This is a genomic window from Amycolatopsis palatopharyngis, assembly GCF_003385185.1.
In the GTDB taxonomy this organism is placed as follows: Bacteria; Actinomycetota; Actinomycetes; order Mycobacteriales; family Pseudonocardiaceae; genus Amycolatopsis; species Amycolatopsis palatopharyngis.
Map to the genome: position 1 here is coordinate 1 of NZ_PQHZ01000052.1, position 24816 is coordinate 24816.

General features: G+C 68.5%; 22 protein-coding genes and 1 pseudogene. 18 read left to right on the forward strand and 5 right to left on the reverse strand.

Annotation, left to right across the window (positions count from 1 at the left end):
• Positions 1–162: 162 nt before the first annotated feature.
• The gene (locus D0C15_RS27930; protein WP_116051106.1) at positions 163–1092 is read right to left on the reverse strand and encodes a helix-turn-helix domain-containing protein; all 930 of its coding nucleotides are present in this window, start codon (positions 1090–1092) and stop codon (positions 163–165) included.
• Between the two features lie 298 nt (positions 1093–1390).
• Here D0C15_RS27930 and D0C15_RS27935 point away from each other — a divergent pair, with 298 nt between their 5' ends.
• The 3 genes from D0C15_RS27935 to D0C15_RS27945 are packed head-to-tail and all read left to right on the forward strand — an operon-like array spanning position 1391 to position 5816.
• Positions 1391–3508: a PKD domain-containing protein gene (locus D0C15_RS27935; protein ID WP_116051107.1), complete on the forward strand. Its 2118-nt coding sequence runs from the start codon at positions 1391–1393 to the stop codon at positions 3506–3508.
• Positions 3509–3537: 29 nt separating this feature from the next.
• The gene (locus tag D0C15_RS27940; protein WP_116051137.1) at positions 3538–4815 is read left to right on the forward strand and encodes an MFS transporter; all 1278 of its coding nucleotides are present in this window, start codon (positions 3538–3540) and stop codon (positions 4813–4815) included.
• A complete protein-coding gene (locus D0C15_RS27945; protein WP_116051108.1) occupies positions 4812–5816 on the forward strand; it encodes a TolB family protein in 1005 nt (334 codons plus the stop codon). The genes D0C15_RS27940 and D0C15_RS27945 overlap by 4 nt, the downstream gene beginning before the upstream one ends.
• A 41-nt stretch (positions 5817–5857) precedes the next feature.
• Here D0C15_RS27945 and ctaD read toward each other — a convergent pair whose 3' ends face one another.
• Positions 5858–7624 carry an aa3-type cytochrome oxidase subunit I gene (ctaD, locus tag D0C15_RS27950; RefSeq protein WP_116051138.1) on the reverse strand — a complete coding sequence of 589 codons (1767 nt, stop codon included), beginning with the start codon at positions 7622–7624 and terminating at the stop codon, positions 5858–5860.
• Between the two features lie 173 nt (positions 7625–7797).
• On the opposite strand from ctaD, the gene D0C15_RS27955 reads away from it, so the two are divergent.
• The 4 genes from D0C15_RS27955 to D0C15_RS27970 all read left to right on the forward strand — a co-directional run bounded on the left by D0C15_RS27955 (position 7798) and on the right by D0C15_RS27970 (position 11943).
• Positions 7798–8226 (forward strand): DUF4383 domain-containing protein, encoded by a 429-nt coding sequence (locus D0C15_RS27955; RefSeq protein ID WP_245976312.1) that lies wholly within the window; start codon positions 7798–7800, stop codon positions 8224–8226.
• A 77-nt stretch (positions 8227–8303) separates the two neighbouring features.
• Positions 8304–9278 carry a glycosyltransferase gene (locus D0C15_RS27960; protein WP_245976314.1) on the forward strand — a complete coding sequence of 325 codons (975 nt, stop codon included), beginning with the start codon at positions 8304–8306 and terminating at the stop codon, positions 9276–9278.
• A gap of 32 nt (positions 9279–9310) precedes the next feature.
• A complete protein-coding gene (locus D0C15_RS27965) occupies positions 9311–10549 on the forward strand; it encodes a glycosyltransferase (protein ID WP_116051110.1) in 1239 nt (412 codons plus the stop codon).
• Between the two features lie 44 nt (positions 10550–10593).
• Positions 10594–11943, forward strand: a complete 1350-nt coding sequence (locus tag D0C15_RS27970; protein WP_116051140.1) for an aldehyde dehydrogenase family protein — start codon at positions 10594–10596, stop codon at positions 11941–11943.
• Positions 11944–11996: 53 nt separating this feature from the next.
• On the opposite strand, the gene D0C15_RS27975 is transcribed toward D0C15_RS27970, so the two are convergent.
• Complete coding sequence (locus tag D0C15_RS27975) at positions 11997–14555, reverse strand: ATP-dependent Clp protease ATP-binding subunit (RefSeq protein WP_116051111.1); 2559 nt, start codon at positions 14553–14555, stop codon at positions 11997–11999.
• Between the two features lie 372 nt (positions 14556–14927).
• Here D0C15_RS27975 and D0C15_RS27980 point away from each other — a divergent pair.
• The 11 genes and pseudogenes from D0C15_RS27980 to D0C15_RS28030 all read left to right on the forward strand — a co-directional run.
• A pseudogene (locus D0C15_RS27980) lies at positions 14928–15455 on the forward strand (D-glycero-alpha-D-manno-heptose-1,7-bisphosphate 7-phosphatase); the annotation flags it as partial.
• A gap of 59 nt (positions 15456–15514) precedes the next feature.
• The gene (locus tag D0C15_RS27985) at positions 15515–16531 is read left to right on the forward strand and encodes a glycosyltransferase family 9 protein (RefSeq protein WP_245976323.1); all 1017 of its coding nucleotides are present in this window, start codon (positions 15515–15517) and stop codon (positions 16529–16531) included.
• Positions 16528–17091 carry a D-sedoheptulose-7-phosphate isomerase gene (locus D0C15_RS27990; protein ID WP_116051114.1) on the forward strand — a complete coding sequence of 188 codons (564 nt, stop codon included), beginning with the start codon at positions 16528–16530 and terminating at the stop codon, positions 17089–17091. The genes D0C15_RS27985 and D0C15_RS27990 overlap by 4 nt, the downstream gene beginning before the upstream one ends.
• Positions 17088–18476 (forward strand): D-glycero-beta-D-manno-heptose 1-phosphate adenylyltransferase, encoded by a 1389-nt coding sequence (gene rfaE2 / locus D0C15_RS27995; RefSeq protein ID WP_116051115.1) that lies wholly within the window; start codon positions 17088–17090, stop codon positions 18474–18476. The genes D0C15_RS27990 and rfaE2 overlap by 4 nt, the downstream gene beginning before the upstream one ends.
• Positions 18477–18496: 20 nt before the next feature.
• The gene (locus D0C15_RS28000; protein ID WP_116051116.1) at positions 18497–19186 is read left to right on the forward strand and encodes an SDR family oxidoreductase; all 690 of its coding nucleotides are present in this window, start codon (positions 18497–18499) and stop codon (positions 19184–19186) included.
• On the forward strand, positions 19177–20139 hold the full coding sequence (locus D0C15_RS28005) for a glycosyltransferase family 9 protein (RefSeq protein WP_425455437.1): 963 nt from the start codon (positions 19177–19179) through the stop codon (positions 20137–20139). Before D0C15_RS28000 ends, D0C15_RS28005 begins: the two co-directional genes overlap by 10 nt.
• Before the next feature lie 115 nt (positions 20140–20254).
• Entirely contained in the window at positions 20255–20488 is a 234-nt protein-coding gene (locus D0C15_RS28010) for a hypothetical protein (protein ID WP_116051118.1), read from the forward strand.
• Positions 20489–20585: 97 nt separating this feature from the next.
• Complete coding sequence (locus D0C15_RS28015) at positions 20586–21659, forward strand: NAD-dependent epimerase/dehydratase family protein (RefSeq protein WP_211323347.1); 1074 nt, start codon at positions 20586–20588, stop codon at positions 21657–21659.
• A gap of 130 nt (positions 21660–21789) precedes the next feature.
• Complete coding sequence (locus tag D0C15_RS28020) at positions 21790–22221, forward strand: ATP-binding protein (protein WP_162830281.1); 432 nt, start codon at positions 21790–21792, stop codon at positions 22219–22221.
• Complete coding sequence (locus tag D0C15_RS28025) at positions 22218–23009, forward strand: SigB/SigF/SigG family RNA polymerase sigma factor (RefSeq protein ID WP_116051120.1); 792 nt, start codon at positions 22218–22220, stop codon at positions 23007–23009. Before D0C15_RS28020 ends, D0C15_RS28025 begins: the two co-directional genes overlap by 4 nt.
• A gap of 92 nt (positions 23010–23101) precedes the next feature.
• A complete protein-coding gene (locus tag D0C15_RS28030; protein ID WP_116051121.1) occupies positions 23102–24157 on the forward strand; it encodes a DNA topoisomerase IB in 1056 nt (351 codons plus the stop codon).
• A gap of 9 nt (positions 24158–24166) precedes the next feature.
• On the opposite strand, the gene D0C15_RS28035 is transcribed toward D0C15_RS28030, so the two are convergent.
• The gene (locus tag D0C15_RS28035; RefSeq protein ID WP_116051122.1) at positions 24167–24430 is read right to left on the reverse strand and encodes a DUF4235 domain-containing protein; all 264 of its coding nucleotides are present in this window, start codon (positions 24428–24430) and stop codon (positions 24167–24169) included.
• The gene (locus D0C15_RS28040; protein WP_116051123.1) at positions 24427–24750 is read right to left on the reverse strand and encodes a DUF3618 domain-containing protein; all 324 of its coding nucleotides are present in this window, start codon (positions 24748–24750) and stop codon (positions 24427–24429) included. The genes D0C15_RS28035 and D0C15_RS28040 overlap by 4 nt, the downstream gene beginning before the upstream one ends.
• Positions 24751–24816: the final 66 nt, after the last annotated feature.

A 24816-nucleotide genomic window follows, 5' to 3' on the forward strand; every position in this document is an offset into this window, starting at 1 on the left:
CCCCACCACACCCCCACCCCACCCGCACCGCACTCGCACTTTCCCGGGAAAGCGCGGCCATGAACAACGCACTTTCCCGGGAAAGCGCGAGAACGAAAATCCAGGACCTGCGATGGGAGGCATCCGGACCCGCACTTTCCCGGGAAAGTGCGAGGTCGGGGGTCAGGTCCAGCGCCAGAGAATCCCGTATTGGCCGGGGTCCGGATCGAGCGTGATGAACTGGACCGTGTTGCTCGAGTCCAGTTGAAACTCGCGCTTCTTCTCGACCGGCTGACCATTTCGCGGTTGGAAGAAGGCGTGGCAGCGGCTCGGCCACCGCTCAGAATCGAACGTGATCTGCAGAACGAGCTCCCGTGCCGGGCGCAGCAGCGCCAGCTGGGTGTGTTCATCGGTCTGCCCCGGCGGATACTGCATCCCGAACTCCACGACAGCGACCTCCCCGGTATCGAGGGGACGGTCGAGGGTGAACTCGAGAACGCAGGTGGAACTCGGCACGTCCGCGCGGAATCGGGCCGGTGCGCATCCCTGCGTGAACGTCACTCGCGGCGGCTGCGGTAACGCGGTGCACCGGGCGACGAAGATGAACGACGTAGTGGCGTCGTGATCGGCCTGCAGCAGTCGCCGAACCCGCACCGAGGCCAGGTGCCCGTTGCGATCGACGCGGAAGGAGAGCTGCTGGGAGAGCTTGTGGGGACGGGCGAGGTCCTCGGGAACCGCGTCCAGCTGTGCCAACGCCCTGGTGACCTCCTCCGGATTTCGCCACACCTGGTCGTGTGGCAGCACGCAGCCGAAGGGCGAAGGCGCACGTCCCCTTGGCCTACGCGGGCCGATCAGGGCGGTGAGCGCGTCCTGCTCCTGGCCGAGGATCTGCTCGAGCGCGGCGACCGCGGCGAGGGATGTGACGCGCTCCGGCTGGCAGTCACCGTTCTGCCAGTAACTCAGCGTGCTGACACTGACCGGTGTCCGCTGCTGGCGCAGCAGGCGATGGATCTCGCTGAGGGGCAGCCCGCTGCGCTGAATCGCCAGGCGTAGCGCGGCGCCGAACTCGCTCCTTCGTCCGGCTGATGTGGTGCTGAGGGTGGAGTCGTTCATCGTCGATGGCCTACTTCGAACGGCAGCCGCGGCAGGTTGCCACGACTTCAGTGGCTGCGATCAGCACACACGATCGGCGGTGCGAGCACACCCCCCGATCGTCGTTCAGAGTTATTCAGTTCCCCGAATTCGCATTCCTTGACCACGCTCCGAGGGCAATTACGGTCAGCGCTGTCGCCGGCAGCAGAACGTCATATCCCTGCGAACGAACAGTGCCAACTCGGCCCAGGAGGGCAGTCTTGTGTTATTGAGATCGGCGTTTTCCCCTGCCGCCTCGCGAAAGTTCGGATACGCGGCGGTGGCACTGGCAGCGTTGCTGGTACCGGCTGCCGCGGTCGCCGCACCCGCCACTCAGGAACAGGCCACCGTCACCCTGCTCTCGCACGGAGCCGCGGCGGACGGGTCCGCCACGTACGCACCTGAGCTGACCGGTGCCGACAGAGCGGTCGACGGTGACGTGGACACGATGTGGATCAGCAAACCGCATACGGACAGCCAGTGGCTGGACGTGGATCTCGGTGCCCCCGCGCTGATCGACCGGGTGCAGGTTGAGTGGGGATCCGACCACGCCACCGACTACGTCATCCAGACCTCCCCGGACGGTAAGGAATGGCGGACGGCTCACTCGGTACGCGGCAGCAACGGAAGCATCGACCACATCAGGAACCTCTCGGCGACCGGACGCTACCTGCGAATGCGCATCGACAGGGCCAGCGAGAACGGGTACTCGGTGCGGGAACTCGAGGTCTACGGCGACCTCACGGGGCCCGGAGACACCGAACCTCCGGACATCCCGGGTGGCCTCAGGGTCACCGGGACCAGCAGCGAAGAAGTGGTACTCGAATGGGCCGCGGCGGCCGACAACGCGGCTGTGGCCGGGTACGAAGTGCTGCGAAACGGTGACGTCGTGGCGACCACAGGGATCAGCACGTTCAGTGACGGCCCACTGGTCTCCTCGGTGGGCTTCGACTACCAGGTTCGGGCGGTGGATTCGGCAGGCAACCTCTCGAACCCCAGTGCCCCGGTACGGGCGGCGACCGAACCCGGGGCAGGCACCGCGGCCACGACACTGGCGGTCGGCGGCGACATCGCGGTCGACTGCACCGCGTCCGACTCGAACTGCGTGCACGCCCGCACCGCGACGATGATCGAGCAGATGAACCCCGACGGGGTGCTGACCCTGGGAGACAACCAGTACGAATCGGGCACGCTGCGGGACTACGAGGCCTACTACGACACCACGTGGGGCCGGTTCCTGCAGAAGACTTATCCGACGCCGGGCAACCACGAGTACTACACCGACGCGGTGGGCTACAAACAGTACTACGGTTCGCGGGCCACGCCCGACGGCAAGACCTACTACAGCTTCGACCTCGGCGGCTGGCACTTCGTCGCACTCGACTCGAACCTGGAGATCGGGCAGGGATCGGCGCAACTGGCGTGGCTGCAGGACGATCTGGCGGCCAACTCCAGCTCGTGCACCGCCGCTTTCTACCACCATCCGCGCTTCAGTTCCGGTGCGCACGGCGACAACCGCGACCTGTACGACGTGTGGCAGGTCTTCGACGAGGCCGGCGGCGACGTGACCTTCGCCGGCCACGATCACCACTACGAGCGGTTCGCACCCGTGACCGCTGATGGACAGCAGACACCGGACGGGGTGCGCAGCGCGATCGTCGGCACCGGAGGGCGCGGGCTGTACAACATCGGCGGCCCGCACGACTTCACCGAGAAGCTGATCGGCGACCGGCACGGCGTCATGCAGCTGTCGGTCACCGAGACGACTTATCAATGGGACTTCATCGGCGTCGACGGGGATGTACTCGACAGCACACCGACCTATCAGTGCCACGGCTCGGGCGATCCTGAGCCCGGTCAGCCCACGGCCGAGTTCACCGAGCAGTGCTCCGCGGAACAGCCGGTGTGCGACTTCGACGCGAACGCGTCCACCGATCCCGACGGCCAAATCACCGATTACAGCTGGGACTTCGGGGACGGCGAGACGGCCACCGGAGTACGCCCCTCGCACACCTACGCGCAGGCCGGTAAGTACCCGGTAACGCTGACAGTGACCGACAACGACGGCAAGACCGACGCCCACACGCGCGAGGTGACCGCGGGCGCGCCTCCAGCGGGCGAGAAGCCGACCGCGAGCTTCACTGTGGAGTGCGGTTTCGGCTCCGGCTGCACCTTCGACGGCAGCGGTTCCACGGACGACGGCGGTATCGCCGGGTACGCGTGGGACTTCGGGGACGGTGCGACGGCGTCGGGCGTGACCACGACACACACGTACACCTCCGCGGGCACCTTCACGGCCACCCTCACCGTGACCGACGACGCGGGACAGACAGGTTCGGCGACTCGTCAGCTGCAGTGCTTCGACTTCAGCGGCAGCGCGTTCTGCTTCCCGAACTGACACGCCGACTCCACCGATAAGAGGACATGATGTACATCGCGAGTGCCAGGCACGTCGAGGGACCAGGTACCTCGGCGATTCCCAGCAGTCAGGCAGGCCGATTCGTCAGCGGCAACGTCGTCGCGCTGGGCACCGTCAGCCTGATCACCGACGTCTCCTCGGAGATGGTCACCGCGATTCTGCCGATATACCTCGTTGTCGGGCTCGGCTTCAGCCCACTGCAGTTCGGCCTCGTCAACGGCGTCTACTCAGGAGTGACAGCGCTGGTCCGCGTCTTCGGCGGACACCTGGCCGACCGGTGGCAGCGACGCAAGGCGGTCGCTGCCACCGGGTACGGATTGTCCGCGGTCGCCAAGCTCGGCCTGATCGCCGTGGGGAACTCGGTCGCTGGAACGGCAGGAGTGCTTGCCGCCGACCGAACCGGCAAGGGACTGCGCACCGCTCCGCGCGACGCGCTGATCTCATTGAGCAGCACCCCCGCGACCGTGGCCCGGTCGTTCGCGGTGCACCGGACGATGGATACGGTCGGAGCGTTCCTCGGCCCGCTGGTCGCGTTCCTGCTGCTGTGGACGGTCGCGGGCAACTACCTGGCCACCAATCGCTACGACGTGGTGTTTTTCGCCAGCTTCTGCCTCGCCGCGCTCGGTGTCCTGGTGCTCGTCCTGTTCGTGCGGGATCCGCCGGTGCCTGCCGACCGGCGTGCCCCGGTACGGCTGCGCGCGGCGACCGGCCTGCTGAGCGACGCCCGGTACCGAGGGCTGCTCGGATGGGCCGCGCTGCTCGGACTGGTCACCATCGGCGACGCTTTCCTCTACCTGCTGCTGCAACAGTTGCTGCAGCTACCTGCCACCTACTTCGCGCTCCTGCCCTTGGGCAGTGCCGCCGTCTTCCTGCTCATCGCGGTACCGGTGGGCAGGGTGGCCGATCGCCGGGGACGGTGGCCGGTCTTCCTCGCCGGACACGGCGCACTCCTCGGTGCCTACGTGCTGCTGTGCAGTGGCACGAGCGGACTGGCGCTGGTGGCGGGAACGTTGGTACTGCACGGAATCTTCTACGCCTGCACCGACGGAGTTCTGATGGCGGCGGCCGCGCCGCTGCTGCCGGAGCGGTTACGAGCCAGCGGGTTGGGGCTGCTACAGACCGGGCAGGCTCTCGCCACCCTGGCGTCGTCCGTGCTGTTCGGCGTCGCATGGGCGGCTCTCGGTCCCCGCACGGCGGTCGCGCTGGCTGTGGCGGCACTAACGGCTGTCCTCCTCGCCGCACTCGTCCTGCGGCCGCTGACGGACCTGACCGGGGGGCGGACGTGAGTATCCGGATTCGTATCCTGCTGGCCGTTACCGGAGTGCTCGTGCTCGCCGCGGCGGCCACGGTCTACACCAGCCTGGCCCGGCACGACGCTCGCACGGACGCGGCCGAGCACAGCATCGCGGTGACACGCGCCCCCGTCACCGTGGGGGAGGGTCTGCTGTTCTTCAGCTACAACGACCCGGGAGAGGGACAGGGAGTGGTCGCGGCCGTGCCGATGACCGAACCGTTGGCGACTCGCCGGATCAGCCAACTGCACTGCGACCGGTTCTCCGCGGCCTCGGGGAAAGCGATCTGCCTGCGCCCCAGCGCCGCACCACTGCCCGCGTCGGAGGTGCTCATCCTGAACCACGAACTCGGCGAACTCCGCAGCGTCGAGGTGCCGGGCATCCCGAGCCGGGCCCAGCTGTCCGCGAACGGCCGGATGGCGTCGTGGACGACGTTCGTCACCGGCGACTCCTACGCGCGCGGCAGCTTCTCCACCCGCAGCGGCATCCTCGACACCGAGACCGGGGAACTGATCGCGAACATCGAGGACATTCCGCTCTACCTGGACGGGGAGCGCCACCGTGCCATGGACGTCAACTACTGGGGAATCACCTTCGCCGGTGATGACGACACCTTCTACGCGACGGTCTCCACCGGAGGTGAAACCCACCTTGTTCGCGGGCAGGTGAGTGAGTGGGAGGCACGGGCACTGCGGAGCAATGTCGAGTGCCCCTCACTGTCGGCGGACGGCACCAGGCTGGTGTTCAAGAAACGTGTGCACGCCGGCAACCGACCGTGGCGGTTGCACGTACTCGATCTTGCGACGATGACCGAACGACCACTGGCCGAGACCTCGAGCATCGATGACCAGGTCGCCTGGCTCGACGACAACACGCTCGCCTACACCAAGCCCGCGCCGAATGACTCGACGAACATCTGGTCTGTTCCTGCCGACGGCTCAGGACAGCCCCGGCTGCTGGTGCGTAGCGCATCCTCCCCGTCCACCCCGCGCTGACGCCGTTCGCCTCAGTGCTTGTCTGACGAGTTCTCGCCCTCTCAGGCGTCTTTTTGCGGGTCGCTGGCGTCGGAGGCCTCCTCCGAGGGGGCCTTCGTCTGCTGTCGTGGCCGGTTGCCGAACATGCTGGTCACATGGTTCTGGTCGCGCAGCCGCTCGACCGTCTCCGGGTAGTGCAGTTCGAACGCCGGCCGTTCCGAACGGATTCTCGGCAGGTCAAGGAAGTTGTGCCGGGGCGGCGGACTCGAGGTGGCCCACTCCAGCGAGTTCCCGAACCCCCACGGGTCGTCCACCACCGCGGGCTCGCCGAAGCGATAACTGCGCGCGACGTTCCACAGGAACGGCAGTACCGAGAGGCCGAGAATGTAGGCGCCGATCGTCGACACCACGTTCAGTGTGGTGAAGCCGTCGCTGGCCAGGTAATCGGCGTAGCGGCGGGGCATTCCCTCCGCCCCCAGCCAGTGGTGCACGAGGAACGTCGTGTGGAAGCCGATGAAGGTCGTCCAGAAATGCAGTTTGGCGAGTGGCTCGTCGAGCATCCGCCCGGTCATCTTCGGGAACCAGAAGTAGACGCCGGCGAATGTGGCGAACACGATCGTGCCGAACAGGACGTAGTGGAAGTGGCCCACCACGAAATAGGTGTCGGTCACGTGGAAGTCCACCGCGGGGGCGGCCAGCAGGACCCCGGTGAGCCCACCGAACAGGAACGTCACCAGGAAGCCCATCGCCCACAACATCGGCGACTCGAAGGTCAGCTGCCCCTTCCACATGGTGCCGATCCAGTTGAAGAACTTGATGCCGGTGGGTACTGCGATGAAGAACGACAGGATCGAGAAGAACGGCAGCAGCACGGCCCCTGTCGCGAACATGTGATGCGCCCACACGGTGGCGGACAGCCCGGTGATCGCGACGGTTGCCCAGACCAGTGCCTTGTACCCGAACAGGGGTTTTCGGCTGAACACCGGAATGATCTCGCTGATGATCCCGAAGTACGGCAACGCCACGATATAGACCTCGGGGTGGCCGAAGAACCAGAACAGGTGCTGCCACAGGATCGCGCCACCGGTGGACGGATCGAACACGTGCGCGCCGAGATGCCGATCGGCCAGCAGGCCGAACAGCGCGGCGGTGAGGATCGGGAACGCCAGCAGTACCAGGATCGCGGTGAACAGGATGTTCCAGGTGAAGATCGGCATCCGCCACATGAGCATGCCCGGCGCACGCAGGCAGAGGATCGTCGTGATCATGTTCACCGCGGCGAGAATGGTGCCGAGACCACTGACCAGCAGGCCGGTTATCCATAGATCACCGCCCACCCCCGGGGAGAAGCCTGCCCTGGACAACGGGGTGTAGGCGAACCAGCCGAAGTCGGCGGCTCCGCCCGGCGTCAGGAACCCGGCCATGAGGATCAGGCCGCCGAACAGGAAAAGCCAGTAGGAGAAGGCGTTGAGCCGGGGAAAGGCCACGTCCGGCGACCCGATGTGCAGCGGCACCAGAAAATTCGCGAACCCGAACGCGTTCGGCGTCGCGTACAGCAGCATCATCACGGTGCCGTGCATGGTGAACAGCTGGTTGTACTGCTCGTTCGACAGGAACTGCATGCCCGGTTGCGCCAGCTCACTGCGCATCAGCAAGGCCATGGCACCGCCTGCCATGAAGAACCCGAAGGAGGTGACGAGGTAGAGGAGCCCGATCTCCTTGTGGTCGGTGGTCTTCAGCAGGTTCAGCAGGCGGTTACCCCGGGCGTCCTTCTTCCGGGACCGGTGTGGGGTCGCTCCAGGTGAGGTGGGAGCGCTCCGCCCAGTCATCGAATCGACCACCGCCCGCACCTTCCGCTCGCTCCGTATGCTCCGCTCGGCGCGGCTACCCTCTCCTGCGCTTCCCTACTCCTCCCACAGGGCGCGGGTGTCTGGTTTGCCGGTTCAGGACCGGGTACCCCGAGGGCAACCGCCGTCCGACTGCGCTGTCCATGGGAGGAACAATGTCTTCTCCTGCCAGGGGCCCGCTGCCACCCCGGCTGCTCGCCCTCGTGATCGGCCTCGTCTACCTGGCCCTTGGCCTGCTCGGGTTCTTCGTGGCCGAGCCGACGCATATGGGTCCCGACTCGGGCAATGCCGTCTGGATCTTCAGCACGAGCGCACTACTGAACATCGTGCACACCGTCGTCGGAGTGCTGGGGATCGTCGCGTCGACCAAAGCCGCGGGCGCCCAGTTCTACGGCTGGGGCCTGTTCGTCGCGTTCACCGGCCTGACCATCTACGGGATCTTCATGGCGGCGAGCGACAGCCCGGGTGATCTGGTCAACATCAACTGGGCGAACAACTGGTTGCACGGCATCACCGCCCTGCTTGGGCTCGTACTCGGTTTCCTGCAGCCGAAGGGGCAGCGGGCCGCCGCCCGCGAGGCTTGAGCCACTACGGTGAGTAGTAGTACTCCGGCACGAGGTTTACCCAGCGACACAGTGGCAACTACTGCTTCATGCTCGACATGAACCGAGAGTTGCGAGTGCTGGTGTGGCACGTGCACGGGTCCTGGACGACCTCGTTCGTACAGGGACGGCACGAATACCTGATCCCCGCACTGCCCGAAGGGGGCTCGTGGGGACTCGGCCGCTGTGGCCGCCCCTGGCCGGAACGTGCCAGGGAAGTACACCCGGACCAGCTCGCCGACCTCGACGTCGACGTGGTCGTACTGCAGCGGCCGGAGGAGCTCGAGGTCGCCGAGCGGTGGCTCGGCAGGCGTCCTGGCAGGGACGTTCCCGCGGTGTTCGTCGAGCACAACACCCCTCGTGAAGCGGCGGCGACCTCTCGTCATCCGCTCGCCGACTCGACCGAGATCCCCATCGCGCACGTGACCCACTTCAACGATCTGATGTGGGACTGCGGCAGGGCACCGACCTCGGTGATCTCGCACGGCATCGTGGATCCGGGCCACCGCTACACCGGTGAACTCGCGCACACCGCGGTCCTGATCAACGAACCGGTCCGGCGCTGGCGGATCACGGGCACGGACCTGTTGCCCGCTCTCGCCGAGGCCGCCCCGATCGACGTGTACGGCATCGGCGTCGACGGACTCGCGGAGGCGTTGCCCGTCACGACCAATCCGATTCGGGGTATCGCGGATCTCGACCAGGAGAGCCTGCACACCGAGGTCGCGCGCAGGCGGGTCTACGTCCACACCGCCCGCTGGACCTCACTTGGGCTGTCCCTGCTCGAAGCCATGCAGCTGGGCATGCCGGTGGTCGCGCTCGCGACCACCGAGGCGATCGCGGCGGTGCCCGAAGAGGCGGGAGTGATCTCCACCGACATCACCGCCGTAACGGCGGCGGCCAGGCGGTTCGTGCACGAGCCGGACCTCGCCGCGGTCGCCGGAAAAGCCGCGCGGGAGTACGCCCTCACCCATTTCGGGCTGGAGGCATTCCTGCGCAACTGGGACGTCCTCCTCTCGGAGGTCGTGCGATGACAACAAGAGAGTCCGGCTCCGGGAGGGAACCGATGAGAATCTCCATGGTCTCCGAACACGCCAGCCCATTGGCAGCACTTGGCGGGGTCGACGCCGGTGGACAGAACCTCCACGTCGCCGAGCTGTCCGCGGCGCTGAGCCGACAGGGGCACGACGTCACGGTGTACACCCGGCGCGACGACCCCGAACTGCCCGAAGTGGTGCGGACACCGTCGGGCTACCGAGTCGTCCACGTCCCCGCAGGTCCACCAAGGACACTTCCGAAAGATGAGCTGTTGCCACATATGGGCGAGTTCGGCGAGTTCCTCCGGCAACGATGGGCACAGCACCGGCCGGATGTCGTGCACGCGCACTTCTGGATGTCCGGGCTCGCCGCCGTACTCGCCTGCAGGACCCTCGACATCCCGGTGATCCAGACGTTCCACGCACTCGGCGTCGTGAAGCGCCGCTACCAGGGCGCCAAGGACACGAGCCCACCGGAGCGGATCCGGCTGGAGCGACTCATCGGCAGCAACGCCACCAGGGTCGCGGCGACCTGTTCCGACGAGGTTTTCGAACTGGCCAGGATGGGGGTTCCCCGTTCGCGGATGTCCGTCGTGCCCTGCGGCGTCGATCTCGAGCGCTTCCGCCCGGACGGCCCCGTCGCGCCGAAGCACGAACGTCATCGCGTCCTGACCGTGGGAAGGTTGGTCCCGCGCAAGGGTTTCGACACGGTCATCGACGCACTGCGGATGCTGCCGAACACCGAGCTCGTCATCGCGGGCGGCCCAGAGGAGGGCGCTTTCGCCGACGATCCCGAGGCACAGCGGCTGCTCGACTACGCCGAAGAACTTGGCGTTCGAAATCGGGTGTGGATGGCGGGGCAGGTGACCCGCGACGAAATGCCCGCCCTGCTGCGGTCGGCCGACGCCGTCGCCTGCACACCCTGGTACGAACCCTTCGGGATAGTGCCGCTCGAGGCCATGGGCTGCGGTGTCCCGGTGGTCGCGTCGGCGGTCGGCGGGCTCACCGACACCGTGGTCGACGGTGTCACCGGCCTGCTGGTCCCGCCACGCAGCCCCGAGGACCTGGCCACCGCGCTGCGCCGCCTGCTCTCCGACCGGACACTGCGCGAAGGCTGCGGGATCGCGGGGGGTGACAGGGCACGGTCGCGGTATTCCTGGGATCGGATCGCCTCGGACACCCTGCGGGTCTACGATCGCGCGCTGCCGATCGCCGCTGCGGTCCCGGCAGTCCAGGAGCTCTCGAGCGCCGGGCAGGTCGCCAAGTGAGCGCGGCGGTCGAGGTTCCCGCCGGTCGCGAGCGGGACAACGCGATGATCGAGATCCACAACCCGGACAACGGTCAGCTCGTCGGCACTGTCGCGGTGGCCTCACGAGACCAGGTCCAGGACGCCCTGGACCGGGCCCGTGAGGTGCAGCCGGCATGGGCCAGGACAGCGCCCGCGGCCAGAGGTGAGATGCTGCGCGCGGCCGCCACCGCACTACGCGAGCACGTGGACTCCCTGGCCGCGCTGAACGAGGCGGAAACGGGCAAGCCTCACTCCGAAGCCGTCGAGGGAGTCCTCGCCGGCGCGGGCACGCTAGAGCAGTACGCCGAACTCGGCCCGGTGCACAGGGGTAAGAGCCTGCGCGGGGAGTTCTCCGCGACGGATCTCATGGTGCCCGAGCCACGGGGCGTCGCGGTCGCGCTGACACCTTGGAACGATCCGGTCGCGGTGAGCTGCGGCTTGATCGGAGCGGCGCTGGTCACCGGGAACACCGTGATCCACAAACCGAGCGAGCGGGCGCCTTACACGGGCGCGTTACTCGGCAGGGTCATCGCGGGCGAGCATCCGGACGGCGTGCTGCAGACCCTCGACGGCGACGGCTCGGTGGGTGAACTGCTCACCTCTGACGACCGCGTGGATGTCATCGCGCACGTCGGCAGCACGGCCACCGGCAAGGCCATCGCCGCGGCCGCGGTCCACACCGGCGCGAAGACGCTGCTGGAGAACGGTGGTAACGATCCGCTGGTCGTCGACGCCGATGTCGACCCAGAGTGGGCTGCGGAGCAGGCCGCGCTCGGCTGCTTCGCCAACTCAGGCCAGATCTGCGTTTCCGTGGAACGGATCTACGTGCACAGGGCGATCGCCGAGCCGTTCCTCGACGCGCTGATCCGGCATGCGGAGGATCGCAGGCTCGCCCCGCTGGTGGACCCGCGCCACCGTGACCAGGTCCACGAGCACGTCGTCGACGCGATTCAGCGTGGCGCCACCGTGCGCACCGGCGGCAGTGTCCCGAACGGTCCCGGCGCGCATTACCCGGCCACCGTGCTGAGCGGGGTCGAGCCGGGCATGCGGGTGCTGGCGGAGGAGACGTTCGGACCCATCGCGCCGGTACGTGTCGTCGACGACTTCGACCAGGGTCTCGCCGAGGCTGCCGAGGGCCGCTACGGATTGGCGGCCACGGTGCTGACGGGCTCGATGGCACATGCCCAGCGGGCGTGGCGCGAACTCCCGGCCGGCACGGTGAAGGTCAACGCGGTGTTCGGCGGGGCGCCGGGCGGCGCGGCCGAACCACACGGCGAGAGCGGGAACGGTTTCGGGTTCGGCCCGGAACTCCTGGACGAGCTCACCCAGACCAAGGTCGTGCACATCGAACCCCCGCCCAGCCTCCCGCGGTAACCCCGGTCATGGCCACCCCGCGTATTGAACGCGGGGTGGCCATGACGATCGGATCAGCTCGCCGCAGGCTCGGTGACGTCGAAGGCCAGCGAATCACCCGCACTGCTCACGCGCACGCGGGAGCCCGGCGTCACCCTGCCGTCCAGCAACATCCGGGACAGCTCGTTGCCGACCTCGCGCTGGATCGTGCGCCGCAGCGGCCGCGCGCCGAACTCGGGTTGGTAGCCCGCCTTGCTCAACCAGTCGACGGCGCTGGTATCGAACTCGACCTGGACGTCCTGTGCGTGCGCCCTGCGCTTGGTCTCCTCGAGCAGCAGCTCGGTGATCTGGTTGAGCTGGTCGGCCTCGAGCCGGCGAAACACGATGATGTCGTCGATCCGGTTGAGAAACTCCGGCCGGAACGCCTCCCGCAGCTTGCGCATCAACCGCTCGCGGAGCGGCCGGTCGGTATCGTCCTCCCTGGCCGGGGTGAAGCCGAGCGCGCCCTGGGTGCCGCTGACGATCAGCTCGGAGCCGAGGTTGCTCGTCATGATCAGCACGGTGTTGCTGAAGTTGACCGTCCTGCCCCTGCCGTCGGTGAGTCTGCCGTCGTCGAGTACCTGCAGCAGGACGTTGAACACCTCGGGGTGAGCCTTTTCGATCTCGTCCAGCAGCACCACCGAGTACGGCTTACGGCGTACGGCCTCGGTCAGCTGGCCCGCGTCGTCGTAGCCCACGTATCCAGGTGGCGCTCCGATCAGCCTGCTGACGGTGTGCCGCTCGCCGTACTCGCTCATGTCGATCCGGATCATCCGGTCCTGATGCCCGAACAACGCCTCGGCCAGTGCCCGCGCCAGCTCGGTCTTGCCGACACCCGTCGGCCCGAGGAACAGGAAGCTGCCCGAAGGACGGTCCGGCTCGGCGAGCCCGGCGCGGGAGCGCCGCACCGCCTCGGCGACGGCCTGCACGGCCTCGTCCTGCCCGACAACCTGGCCGTGCAGATGCTCCTCGAGGCTGAGCAGACGTTCCCGTTCCTCCTTGGTCAACTGGCTCACCGGGATGCCGGTGAGCCGGGCGACGACCTCCGCGAGGTCCTCGGCGGTGACCTCGATCGAGTCGGTCGGGCTCTCGTCATCCGTGCGGGCACTGCGCACACGCTCGCGCAGCTCCGCGATCTCGTCGCGCAGTATCGACGCCCGCTCGTAGTTCTCCTCGCTCACCGCCTGGTCGCGGTCCCTGCTCAGTTGGTCCAACCGCGACTCCAGATCGCGCAGCTTCGCGGGCTGCCTGCCCGAACGCACCCGCACCCTGGCCCCGGCCTGGTCTACCAGGTCGATGGCCTTGTCCGGCAGGAAGCGGTCCGCGATGTAGCGGTCGGAGAGGGTCACGGCCGCGTCCAGCGCCTCGTCGGTGAACCGGACCTGGTGATGTGCCTCGTACTGGTCCCGCAGACCGTGCAGAATGGCCAGTGCCTGCTCCACAGAGGGCTCGGGCACCAGGATCGGCTGGAACCGCCGCTCCAGCGCGGGGTCCTCTTCGATGTTCGAGCGGTACTCGTCCAATGTGGTCGCACCGACGATATGCAGTTCGCCGCGGGACAACGCGGGCTTGAGCATGTTCCCGGCCCCCATCGAACCTTCCGACGAACCGGCGCCGACCACCGTGTGCAGCTCGTCGATGAACACGACGAGTTCGTCCCGGTGCGACCGGATCTCGTCGAGCAGCTTCGTCATCCGCTCCTCGAAGTCGCCCCGGTAGCGCATGCCCGCGACCATCGCGGTGAGATCCAGCTGCATCACCCTGCGCCGGGTCAGGCTCTCCGGTACCTCGCCGTTGACGATGCGCTGCGCGAGGCCCTCCACGATCGCCGTCTTGCCGACACCGGTCTCCCCGATCAGCACCGGATTGTTCTTCGTCCGCCGCGACAGCACCTCGATCGTCTGCTCGATCTCGTCGTCGCGCCCGACCACCGGGTCGATCTCCCCGTTCCGGGCCATCGCCGTCAGGTCCCGGCCGAACTGGTCGAGCGTCTCAGTCCCCGACGGTTCCTTTTGCTGTTGCTGTCCCCCACGTGTCCCTTCGGAACCCGGTCCGCGCCGCATCGACTCGGGGGTCACGCCGTGCCGGGCCAGCAGCTTGCCCGCGGTCGAGTCCGGGTTCGCCGTCATCGCCAGCAGCAGGTGCTCCGGACCGATGTAGGACGAGCCGAGGCCACGGGAGATCTGGTGCGCGTCGAGCAGTGCCCGTTTCGCTCCCGGGGTGAGCATGGCCGGCGGACGCCTGCCCTCACCATCGCCGTCCTGGCCGCGTCCGTCCGTACCGCCCGCGTCCTGGCCGCTACGGTCGAGTTCGGCCGCGATCGCCTTCGGGTCGGCGCCGACCCGCTCGAGCAGGTCGCAACTTCCCGGCGCCTGTGTCGCGGCCCAAAGCAGGTGAGCCGTGTCCAGCTCGGCGCTGCCCTGCTCCGCCGCGTGCGTCGCGGCGGCGGTCAGCAACTGCCGTGACTGTTCACTCATCAGCCGAGTGATGTCGACGGCGTAGGGACGCCGGCCACCCGCGGCGCCACCGAAGAACTGCGAGATGAACTCGTCGAACGGGCTCCCACCGGGGCCGGGAGCGAAGAAGCCGGTCATTCGCTGCCTCCATCCAAGGCGCGGTCGTGTGCCTCCGTTGGACTTTCCGTAACCGGAGGCGGGCAAACCAGATGGGCGTGTGACCCTGCGCCGAATGTCGCGTTCGAACGCCCGATCCCAGGGCGGACAGGAGAAGCCGCTGCGGTGAGTAGCAGTCCCCTGGGGTTTTGCCGTCGCCCGGTTTAGCAGTCACTGCGCTGGGTAGCGCTAGACCGAGAACGAGTAGCGCGCTGCCACTCGTATGGACGGAACGCAGGAGGGCGAATGCCGGCACAAGGGATCGGCACCGAGGTCCGGGAAACTCTCGCGGACGACCCGGGTACGGACGCCCGCCCGTGCCCGGACGATCCCGCGCGTAATGCCGTCCAGACTCCCGCGGCCCTGCTGTTCGACCGCGACGACACCGTCATAGTGGACGTCCCCTACCTCTCCGATCCCGCACTCGTACGCGCGGTACCCGGCGCCGTCGAAACGCTGCGTTCGCTGCGTGCGGCCGGACTGCCCTGCGGGATCGTGAGCAATCAGTCCGGCGTCGCCCGGGGTCTGATCACCCCGGCACAGCTCGACGCCGTCAACGCTCGCGTGGAGGAACTGCTCGGGCCGTTCGACACCTGGCAGGTATGCGTGCACGGTGACGACGACGGCTGCACCTGCCGTAAGCCCGCTCCCGGCCTGGTTCAGGGCGCGGCCGCGGCGCTCGGCGTGGACGTTCGCCGCTGCGTCATGATCGGCGACACCGGCGCCGACGTGCTCGCGGCCACGGCGGCCGGAGCCCGGGGCATCCTCGTGCCGACCCTGCGCACGCTGCCAACGGAGGTTCACCACGCTCGCCGGACCGCGAACGTGGCCAGTGATCTCGGTACAGCGGTCGAGGTGGCGATGGCAGGTGTTGCGCGATGACCGGGTTTTCGCCTCAACCGCCCGAATCGCCCGATTGGGGCCGAGTCCTCGTGGCCAGGATGGACAATGTGGGCGACGTCTTGCTCGCCGGGCCATGTGTGCGGGCGGTCGCGGCTAACGCCAGTGCGGTGACGATGCTCGCGGGTCCCCGTGGCAGGGCGGGCGCGGAACTGTTGCCCGGCGTCGACGACGTGATCGAGTGGTGCGCTCCCTGGATCGACCCGGAACCACCGGCGGTGACCGACGACGTCGTCGACTCCCTGGTCAAACAGGTTCGGGACGTGCGCCCGGATGCCGCACTGATCCTGACCTCGTTCCATCAGTCCCCGCTACCGCTGGCGCTGGCGTTGCGGATGGCCGGGGTGCCGTGGATCGGCGCGATCAGCGAGGACTACCCGGGGTCGCTGCTCGACCTCCGGCATCGGGTGGACGGCGATCCGCCCGAGGCCGAACGGGCCCTTTCGCTGGCCGAGGCGGCGGGCTTCCGGCTCCCCGAGGGCGACGACGGCGCGCTGGCGATCCGCAGGCCGCTACCGGACACCACGAACCTCACCGGCGAGCCCGGTTATGTAGTGGTGCATCCAGGTGCTTCGGTGCCGGCGCGGCAGTTGTCCGCGACCCGCTGCGCCGCGGCGGTGCGCGCGCTCGCCGAGGCCGGGCACCGGGTCGTCGTCACCGGCCATCCCGGCGAACGGGAGCTGACGGCCGAGGTAGCTGGCGACGTCGCGCTCGACCTCGGCGGTGCGACGGACCTCACCGCGCTGGCGGATGTGCTCGACCGGGCTTGTGTCGTCGTGGTGCCGAACTCGGGGCCCGCGCACCTCGCCGCCGCCGTCGGGACCCCCGTGGTCTCACTGTTCGCTCCTGTCGTACCGGCAGCCAGGTGGGCGCCCTACGGCGTGCCCACCGTGGTGCTCGGAGACCAGACCGCGCCGTGCCGCGAGAGCAGAGCACGGGAATGCCCGGTTCCCGGTCATCCCTGCCTGGAGTCGATTACTCAGGAACAGATCGTCGCGGCCGTAGCGGAACTCACGAAGGGCGGACAACGGATCCGCCGAACAGGAGGTAGGTCGTGATCGAGGAACATTTCACGGCGTTGGGGGCAGCGCTGGACAGTGCCCGCTCTGCCGCACCACGGATCGAGCGCTGGGGAAGGCACCTCGCGCAGGTCTTCGACCAGGGCGGGCGCCTGCTCGCCTGCGGAAACGGTGGCAGCGCCGCCGAGGCCCAGCACCTCACGGGGGAACTGGTCGGGCGTTTCCTGCACGACCGCCAGCCTCTTTCCGCGATCGCACTGCACGCGGACACCTCCGCGGGTACGGCGATCGTCAACGACTACGGCGAGCACGAGTTCTTCGCCAGGCAGGTTCGGGCACACGGAAGGCAAGGGGACGTGCTCGTCGCGCTGTCCACCAGCGGCCGCAGTCAGAACGTCGTTGCCGCCGCGAAGACGGCGCAGGAGATCGGTATGACCGCCTGGGCCCTGACCGGGCCCGCGCCCAACCGGCTCGCGGCCCTGTGTGACGACACCATCGCCGTGGACGCGCCGAGCGTCGCCACCGTCCAGGAGATCCATCTCGCCGTCGTACACGCACTCTGCGCCGTGCTCGACGAGTCGCTGGGGGTGCCGGCATGAGGCCCCTGGTCGTGGTCGGGGACGCACTGCTCGACATCGACATCGACGGCAGCGCCGACCGGCTGTGCCCCGAAGCACCGGTACCGGTCGTCGACCTCGGCAGGGAGTGGCTACGTCCCGGCGGTGCCGGGCTGGCCGCCCTGCTCGCCGCGCGCTCCGCCTCGGAGGTCGTCCTGCTGAGTGCGTTCGGCGAGGACGGGGCCGGGCGCAGGCTGATCGAACTGCTCGAACGCGAGGCCGACGTGGTGCCGTTGCCACTGACGGGCAGCACCGTGTGCAAGACACGGGTGCGCGCCGCCGGCCAGTCGATGCTGCGACTCGACTCGGGTGACGGCAGGGCCGCACACGGTGTCCTGCCCGCCCGCGCCGAGCAGGCACTGCGCGAAGCGGGTGCCATCCTCGTCGCCGACTACGGCAGGGGGATGGCCGCTCACCCCGGTCTGCGCGGGCTGCTGACCGAACTCGCCCCGAAGGTGCCGGTGGTGTGGGATCCACACCCGCGCGGCCCCGCCCCGGTACCGGGCGCCCGGCTGATCACACCGAACGAGTCGGAAGCGGCCGCGCTCGCCACCGACGGCGACGAAGCGAGTGCGCTGGCCAGAAACCTGCGCGAGCAGTGGTCGTCGGACGGGGTCGCCGTCACGGCTGGTTCTCGCGGCGCCGTGCTCGCCGACGCACGAGGGACCAGATCGTTCCCGATCGCGGGAACATCGAAGCTCGTGGGCCACGCGCGGCCGGACACCTGCGGTGCGGGCGACCGGTTCGCGACGGCCGCGGCAGCGGCCCTGCTCGGTGGCGCCGACCTCGCGGGCGCCGTCACCGAGGCGGTGGATGCGGCTGCTCGCTTCGTCGCGGCGGGCGGGGCCGCGGCACTGTCGCTCAGCGACGGACCCGGCTCCTCCCCTGGCCGGCCGGAATCCTCCCGCAGCGAGCGCAATGCCTTCGAGGTGGCGGCCAGGGTCCGGCGCAGCGGCGGCAGGCTCGTGGCCACCGGCGGCTGCTTCGACCTGCTGCACCCAGGCCACGTGACGTTGTTACGCCAGGCGAGGGCGCTCGGCGACGCGCTCGTCGTCTGCCTGAACTCCGACGAGTCCGTACGCAAGCTCAAGGGACCGACCCGGCCCATCGTGACCGCGAAGGACCGCGCCCGGCTGCTGGCCGAACTCGAGTCCGTCGATGCGGTCGCGGTGTTCGACGAAACCTCCCTCGCCACACTCCTCGAACGCCTCCGGCCGGATGTGTGGGTCAAGGGCGGGGACTACGCGGGCACCGATCTGCCCGAGGCGGAAGTCGTGCACCGCCACGGCGGCGAGGTCGCGCTGATCCCGATGGTCGAGGGCTACTCGACCTCCCGGCTCGTCGCGGCCGCCAACACCGTCAACTGATTCCCATGGAAAGGAGTTCGATGAACTCGCCAGGCAACGTGTTGATCACCGGCGGAGCCTCCGGGCTCGGCGCCGCCACCGTCGAGGCGGTACGCCAGGCAGGCGGCAGGCCACTGGTGATCGACAAGACGGAGCCGTCGGCTCCGGTGGACCACGTCGTCGCCGACCTCGCCGACTCGGCGGCCACCGAGAACGCGGTCGAGGAACTGGTGCGGCGCGCGGACAACCACCTCGACGGCGTCTTCACCGCGGCGGGCATCGACGCGTGTGGCCCGCTCGGTTCAGTATCCACAAAGGACTGGGAGCGGGTCGTCCACGTGAACCTGCTCGGCACCGCCGCGGTGGTGCGGGCCGCGCTTCCACACCTGGAACGCACGCACGGCACGGTCGTGACCTGCTCCTCCACTCTCGGCGTCCGGGTGGCCGGGGACGCGACCGCGTACTGCGCCTCGAAGTACGGGGTGGTCGGCTTCACCAAGGCGCTGGCCGAGGAGACCGCGGGCCGGGTCGGGGTGACCCTGCTGATTCCAGGCGGCATGCACACGAACTTCTTCAACGACAGGGACGAGCAGTACAAGCCGCCACCAGACGCCAAACTGAACCAGCCGGAGCACGTGGCCCGCACAGTTCTGTTCGCATTGAGTCAGCCACCCGGCTGTGAGGTGCGGGAGCTGGTCGTCTGCGCCTCCGAGGAGGGCTCCTGGCCGTGAGCGGAACCGACGCCGAGGGAGTTCTGGCACTGCGCGCGCTGGGGATCGGCGACCTGCTGGTCGCCGTCCCGGCGCTGCGCGGGCTGCGTGCGGCCTTTCCCGGCGAACGGCTGGTACTCGCGGGGCCGGAGTCGCTCGGCGAACTGGTCGAACTGATCGACGCGGTGGACGAACTGCTGCCCACCGCAGGCCTCGGCGCACTGAAATGGCCAGGCCCGCCCCCACCAGCCGTCGCGGTGAACCTGCATGGCAGCGGCCCGGAGAGCACCACGGACCTGCTCTCGACGAATCCGGAACGGCTCATCGCGCATCACCATCCCGGCAGCTCCCCCGTAGCAGGGCCGGAGTGGATCGAGGACCAGCACGAGGTCCTGCGCTGGTGCGGGCTGCTGGAGTGGCATGGCATCGCCGCCGACCCCACCGACCTCACCCTGCCCACCCCGCCGGGTCCGAGCCCCGCACCCGGCGCGGCCGTCGTGCATCCCGGTGCGGGGCTGCCACCACGGCGCTGGCCCGCCGACCGGTTCGCCGAAGTGGCCGCCGCCCTCCACGATGAAGGGCATTCGGTGGTGATCACCGGAAGTCACTCGGAACGCGACCTGGCGCACGAGGTGGCCGGAAAGGCCGGACTCACGGCGGAATCGGTGCTGGCCGGCCGCACCGGCCTCGCCGAACTGTGCGCACTCATCGCGGGAGCCTCCCTCGTCGTCTGCGCCGATACCGGGGCCGGTCATCTCGCGACCGCCTTCGGCACACCGTCGGTCGTGCTGTTCGGTCCGGTACCCCCGCAACGCTGGGGACCACCACCCGAGCGAGCACAGCACGTTGCCCTCTGGGGCGGCGACTTCGGCGACCCGTTCGGGAACGAGCCGGACCCTGGCCTGCTGCGGATCAGCGCCGGAGACGTACTCGCCGCGGCCCGCGGGGCGGCAGCACACCGGGCGAACTCCTGAACCCGAGGGGGACCGGGCTGACGCGCTCGGCCGAACAGGGCAATCCGGAAGTTTCTCGTTTCCCGCGCCCCGAATCGGGGTAATCAGGACCGGGGAATCGGATCCAGGAGCGGCCGTGGCCAGAACCGGACAGTGGTACCTGGCGACGTTCGCTGTCGTGATCGCGCCGAGCGTGGCCGCTCTGGTCAGCCTCGCGTTCTCGCCCATGCTGGGGATCGTCACCCTACTGGCCCTGCTGGGGGCGCTGCTGCTGGCCGCCACCATCGCGGCGCTGCGCAGGGGCGGACGCGATCTCGAACGCATCATCGACGAGGAACTGCACCGCACCGATCCCCGAACACCCGGGTAACCGAGCGTCCGCCGCCCGCCATCTCTCGCACTTTCCCGGGAAAGCGCGGTGGATTGGCGGCGGGTTAGCCGCGGTGGCGGGCGGGTACACAGTGCCGATGAGTGGCATCAGGGTCGTGGTGACCGGGGCGACGGGAAACGTCGGCACGAGTGTGGTCGAAGCGCTCGGCGATGACGACAGGGTGGAGTCGATCAGGGGCCTCGCCCGCAGATCCGCGGAATGGTCACATCCCAGACTTCGTCTGTCCACTATAGATCTCGGCGATGCGGCGAAGCCGGTGGCGGCGCGGCTGGACGACCTGCTTGCCGGTGCCGACGTCGTCATCCACCTTGCCTGGTTGTTCCAGCCGACTCGCGATCCCGAGCTGACCTGGCGGACCAACGTGCTCGGCAGCATCCGGGTGTTCGAGGCAGCAGTACGGTCGGGCGTCAAGTCCGTGGTGTACGCCTCCTCGGTCGGCGCCTACTCCCCCGGACCACAGGACACCCGAGTCGACGAGACCTGGCCCACGCACGGCTGGCCCGGGGCGGCCTACACGCGGGAAAAGGCCTACCTGGAAAGGTTCCTGGACGGCTTCGAACGCGCACATCCCGATCTACGGGTGGTGCGGCTACGCCCAGGATTCATCTTCAAGCGGGAGTCGGCCTCCGAGCAGCGCAGGCTGTTCGCGGGTCCACTGTTACCCGGAGCCCTCGTTCACCCCGCGATCCTGCCGGTCGTGCCCGACCTGCCGGGGCTGCGTTTCCAGGCACTGCACAGCAGCGACGTCGCGGACGCCTACCGCAGAGCCGCGCTCAGTGATGTGCGAGGTGCGTTCAACGTGGCCGCCGAGCCAGTCGTCGACGCGCGATCGCTTGGGGAACTGTTCGGCGCGAAACCGATCCCGATGCCCGCATGGCCGGTGCGGGCGGCGGTTGCCGCGGCATGGCGGTTACACGCGGTCCCCGCGACCCCTGGGCTGTTCGACGCCGTACTGCGACTACCACTGATGGACTGTTCGCGAGCCAGGACCGAACTGGACTGGGCACCGAGGTTCACCGCATTGGAAGCACTCTCCGAGTTCCTGACCGGACTGCGGGAGAGGGCGGGAATGGCCACTGCGCCGCTGGCTCCCAGTGTCCGGGGTGGGAGGTTGCACGAACTTCTCACCGGGGTCGGTTCCCGGCCTTGAGCGCCTGCCGGAGCCAAGGAACATCCACAGTGCACCGTCCGCTGACGCGTGTGGGCGAGCGCCGCTGTGGGTACCCGCCGACCAGCAGTGTCCGGTTCACGCCGGGCAGCGTGAACGAGTGGAGGTGGCCGTGAGCCAACCGGGCGTAGTCGACGACCTCGGGATCGACAACTTCGTGGAGCTGCGGATCCCCGCCGACGCCGTGCAGCTGGCCGTCCCCCGCACGGTGGCGGAGACCATCGCGCTGCGTCGGGACCTCGACCTCGACACCGTCGCCGACATCAAGCTCGCCACCGACGAAGCGTGCGCCACCCTGATCGCGGCCGCCGTCGCACACAGCACCCTGACGTGCCGCTTCGAGGTCTACGCCGACTCCCTCACTGTCAGCGTCAGCACCACGGTCGTCCGTGAAGGCGTCCCCGCGCAGGGCAACCTCGGCTGGTTCGTGCTCGAAATGCTGGCCGACTCGGTGAACGCGACCCAGATCGCCTACGACCCGGTAATGGCCGGGTATTCCACGATGATCGAGTTCACCAGGTCCGGAAACCGGGTTCCGGCGTGACAGCCGCGAACCAGCAGGGGCCGAACTCCTCGCACGCCAGCGACTACAGCGATGTGGTCCCACTGTTCGAGAAGATGGCGGAACTGCCCGAAGGTGACCCTGGCAGGGATCACCTACGGGAGCAGATCGTCACCCGCTGCCTGCCCCTTGCCGAGCACATCGCCCGCCGGTTCAGCGGGCGCGGCGAGGCCAGGGACGACCTCGTGCAGGTCGCTCGGCTGGGGCTGCTCAACGCCGTCGACAGGTACGAGGTCGGCAGGGGCAGCGAGTTCATCTCCTTCGCGGTGCCGACCATCATGGGGGAGGTTCGCCGATACTTCCGCGACTCCAGCTGGGCGCTGCGGGTACCGCGCAGGCTCAAGGAGCTGCACCTGGCCATCAGCCAGGCCAGCGGCGTGCTGTCCCAGCGCCTCGGCAGGGCGCCGACGCCGAGTGAACTCGCGGCGGAGCTGGACCTCGACACGGAAGAGATCTCCGACGGCCTGCTGGCCGGCAACGCCTACCAGTCGATCTCGGTGGACAGTGCGGTGGGTGACAAGGAGGACGGCCTCGCACTCGTCGACACGATGGGTGACTACGACACGGATCTGGAGAACGTGGAGAACCACGAGGCACTGCAACCACTGCTGCGGGAACTACCCGCACGCGAGCGGAACGTGTTGATGCTGCGGTTCTTCGGCAACCTGACGCAGACCCAGATCGCCGAGCGGGTGGGCATCTCCCAGATGCACGTGTCCCGCCTGCTGTCGCGCACCCTGCAGCACCTGCGCGAGGAACTCACCGAGTGACGACCACGACTCCCCCCGCCCGTCTGCACGCACCGGGCGGTGCCGCAGCCGCGACACGGAGTAACACCAGGTCGCACGGGTATTCCTCGGGTATGCGACTGCACCGAAGCAACCCCGAGGCCCCCGGTATCCGCCGGCAGCGCTGCGGGCGCGGTTTCCGCTACTTCGGTTCCGACGGCAAGCCGCTGACGGACGAGGACACCCTTCGGCGGGTCCGCGATCTGGTGATCCCGCCTGCCTGGCAAGACGTGTGGATCTGTCCGTATCCGGGTGGTCATATCCAGGCGATCGGCTCGGACGACGCGGGTCGGCGCCAGTATCTCTATCACGAGAAGTGGCGGGAGAAGCGCGAAACCGAGAAGCACCAGCGGGTACTGGAACTGGCCCGCAAGCTGCCCCGCTTCCGGGTGGCGGTCAGGTCGGATCTGGCCCGCAGCGGCACTGGGCGCGACAGGATGCTCGCGGCGGCACTGCGCATGCTCGATATCGGGATCTTCCGTACGGGTAGCGAGGAGTACGCGGAGGAGAACGGCACATACGGGGTCGCCACCCTGCTCCGCGGTCACGTCACCGTGCGCGGCGAGGACGAACTCCTGGTCAGCTACGTCGCCAAGGGTGGCCTTGAACGGTCGGTCCGCATCCACGACCCCGACCTGGTGCGGGTGGTCAAGACAGTGCGCAGGGCACGCCCGCCAACCGACCGTCTGCTCGCGTACAAGGAGCACGGAAACTGGCACGAGGTGCACGCCGACGACGTGAACAACCGGTTCAAGGAGTACGTCGGCGACAAGTTCACCGGTAAGGACCTGCGTACCTGGAACGCCACGGTACTGGCCGCGACGGCCTTCGCCGAGACCGACCGGCCGCGTAGCCAGCGTGGCATGCAGCGGGCGAAGGCGGCGGTCATGCGGGAGGTCGCAGAGGAACTCGGCAACACTCCCGCGGTGACTCGTCGATCCTATGTGGACCCGCGAGTGGTGCGAGCCTTCGAGAAGGGTGTCACCGTGGGAAAAGCTGTCGAGAGAGCCAGGAAAAAGTACACAACGGACGCCGCGGAGAACGGGGCGGATACGGCGGAGAGCATGCGCACCGCGATCGAACGAGCTGTGGTGCGCATGCTCTCCGAGATGGACGCGGAACCGCCGTAGCGGGCCGCTTCAGTCTCCCGGCCAGTCGCCGGTCGCCTTGCGATAACCCTCCGCGCCTGCCCTGTCGACCGCGGCCTTCACCGCGCCGAAGATGGCACCCTGGATGGCCGCGGCGATCACGACCTGCCGCCAGTTGTACGAACTGTCCGTCGCGTTCGGTGGGTCCTCGCCGTTGCCGAGCCGCTTCCAGACCTGCTTGAAGGCCGCACTGGCCGCGACCCCGCCGAGCGCGCCGACGAGTACGCCCAACGGCTTGTAGAGCATCTTGTTCATCGCGTCTTCCTCCCACCTGACAGCTTGCGGACCAGTAACACCAACACCACCGCCACCGCGGCGGCGGCGAGCGGGTTCTGCCGCACCACAGCCGCCACCTGTCCGGTGCCCGCCGCGACGGGTTGCGGCACGCGCTCCCGCATCTCCTCGGCGGTGTGCCTGGCCTTCTGCCTGGCCTGCTCGGGAACGTTGACCTTGTGCGCGAGTTCCTGCACGGTCTCGCCCAGTTCCTGCCTGGTCAGGTCTCGATCGACCCGCGCCTGCTCCGCGTCTCGGGGGAACTCCGGCGGGGACTTCTCTTGCTCTGAGCGTTCGCTCATGGGCGGGCATTCTCCTTCACTACCTGGACGTCCTGCTCGATTCCGGCCGTCGCCTCACAGGGCACG

Excerpts from the sequence above, each read along its gene's own strand:
- D0C15_RS27930 (WP_116051106.1), bottom strand. The coding sequence starts at position 1,092 with ATGAACGACTCCACCCTCAGCACCACATCAGCCGGACGAAGGAGCGAG.
- D0C15_RS27940 (WP_116051137.1), top strand. The coding sequence starts at position 3,538 with ATGTACATCGCGAGTGCCAGGCACGTCGAGGGACCAGGTACCTCGGCG.
- ctaD (WP_116051138.1), bottom strand. The coding sequence starts at position 7,624 with ATGACTGGGCGGAGCGCTCCCACCTCACCTGGAGCGACCCCACACCGG.
- D0C15_RS27955 (WP_245976312.1), top strand. The coding sequence starts at position 7,798 with ATGTCTTCTCCTGCCAGGGGCCCGCTGCCACCCCGGCTGCTCGCCCTC.
- D0C15_RS27960 (WP_245976314.1), top strand. The coding sequence starts at position 8,304 with ATGAACCGAGAGTTGCGAGTGCTGGTGTGGCACGTGCACGGGTCCTGG.
- D0C15_RS27965 (WP_116051110.1), top strand. The coding sequence starts at position 9,311 with ATGAGAATCTCCATGGTCTCCGAACACGCCAGCCCATTGGCAGCACTT.
- D0C15_RS27970 (WP_116051140.1), top strand. The coding sequence starts at position 10,594 with ATGATCGAGATCCACAACCCGGACAACGGTCAGCTCGTCGGCACTGTC.
- D0C15_RS27975 (WP_116051111.1), bottom strand. The coding sequence starts at position 14,555 with ATGACCGGCTTCTTCGCTCCCGGCCCCGGTGGGAGCCCGTTCGACGAG.
- D0C15_RS27985 (WP_245976323.1), top strand. The coding sequence starts at position 15,515 with ATGGACAATGTGGGCGACGTCTTGCTCGCCGGGCCATGTGTGCGGGCG.
- rfaE2 (WP_116051115.1), top strand. The coding sequence starts at position 17,088 with ATGAGGCCCCTGGTCGTGGTCGGGGACGCACTGCTCGACATCGACATC.
- D0C15_RS28000 (WP_116051116.1), top strand. The coding sequence starts at position 18,497 with ATGAACTCGCCAGGCAACGTGTTGATCACCGGCGGAGCCTCCGGGCTC.
- D0C15_RS28015 (WP_211323347.1), top strand. The coding sequence starts at position 20,586 with ATGAGTGGCATCAGGGTCGTGGTGACCGGGGCGACGGGAAACGTCGGC.
- D0C15_RS28030 (WP_116051121.1), top strand. The coding sequence starts at position 23,102 with ATGCGACTGCACCGAAGCAACCCCGAGGCCCCCGGTATCCGCCGGCAG.
- D0C15_RS28035 (WP_116051122.1), bottom strand. The coding sequence starts at position 24,430 with ATGAACAAGATGCTCTACAAGCCGTTGGGCGTACTCGTCGGCGCGCTC.
- D0C15_RS28040 (WP_116051123.1), bottom strand. The coding sequence starts at position 24,750 with ATGAGCGAACGCTCAGAGCAAGAGAAGTCCCCGCCGGAGTTCCCCCGA.